The sequence below is a fragment of the Vibrio sp. 2033 genome, assembly GCF_033339735.1.
On sequence record NZ_JAWOVC010000099.1, the window covers coordinates 1 to 1,172 of the forward strand.

Below are 1,172 nucleotides of genomic sequence, written 5' to 3' on the forward strand. Positions count from 1 at the left end.
CCATGGAAGTTCTCAGCCGGTGTGAACACCAACTTGCCGTCAACAATCTCGACTGTACCTTGGTCACTCGGCACAGACGCCGATTGGATAGACAGCGTATCGCCATCAATATCGGTGTCGTTTGGCAGGACATCAATCGTCACTGGCGTGTCTTCGTCAGTAACAGCGGTATCATCTTTTGCCACTGGCGCGTCGTTGACTGGCGTCACATCGACGTTCGCCGTGGTGAATTCCGATACCCCACCGGACGTGACGATGTAGGTGAAGCTGTCTGTACCGTGGTAGTTGTCGTTTGGCGTGTAAGTCACGCTGCCGTCCGGGTTGACCGAGACCGTGCCGTTGGCTGGACCGTTATTGCTATCGAGCGACACCACTTTGTCCTTGCCTTCGAACGTGTCGTTATCTAAGACCTTGATGATGGTCGGCGTGTCTTCCACAACCGTCGCTTTATCTGCCACGATGTCTGCCACAGGCGCAACTGTGAAGTTCACCGTTTGGCTAACGCTTTCACCGCTTGGATCGGTAGCCGCAAACGTTAGGTTTTCTGAGCCGTTCCAGTCTGCCGTTGGGCTAATAGTCGCAATGCCATTTTCTATTGAGACATTGACATTACTGTTGCCTGAAACGCTGAAGCTCAGCTCGCCATCCACATTATCCACATCGCTAAAGGCGGTATTTAGATTGATGGTGTATGGTGTAAAGTCTTCTGCCAAGGTTTGGTCTGCGATGTTGCTTTCAACCACAGGCGCGTCGTTTACCGCATTCACAGTGACGTTAACCGTCGCTTGGTCAGTCAGCGAACCATCGGTGATGGTGTAAGTGATTTCAGCGTCACCATTGAAGTTCTCAGCCGGTGTGAAGACCAATTTGCCATCAACAATCTCAACTGTCCCTTGGTCACTCGGCACAGACGCCGATTGGATAGACAGCGTATCGCCATCAATATCGGTGTCGTTTGGTAGGACATCAATCGTGACAGCGGTATCTTCTTGTGTTGTTGCCGCGTCATCTTTTGCCGCTGGCGCATCATTGACTGGCGTCACATCGACGTTCACCGTGGTGGACTCTGATACCCCACCCGACGTAACGATGTACGTGAAGCTGTCTGTACCGTGGTAGTTGTCGTTTGGCGTGTAAGTGACGCTGCCGTCCGGGTTGACCGAGACCGTGCC

Annotated in this window: 1 protein-coding gene; it reads right to left on the reverse strand. The window is 52.7% G+C overall.

Annotated features, from left to right (window positions below; translation table 11 throughout):
- On the reverse strand, positions 1-1,172 hold a 1,172-nt coding region (locus R7P74_RS24860; protein WP_318123304.1), incomplete at both ends, for a tandem-95 repeat protein.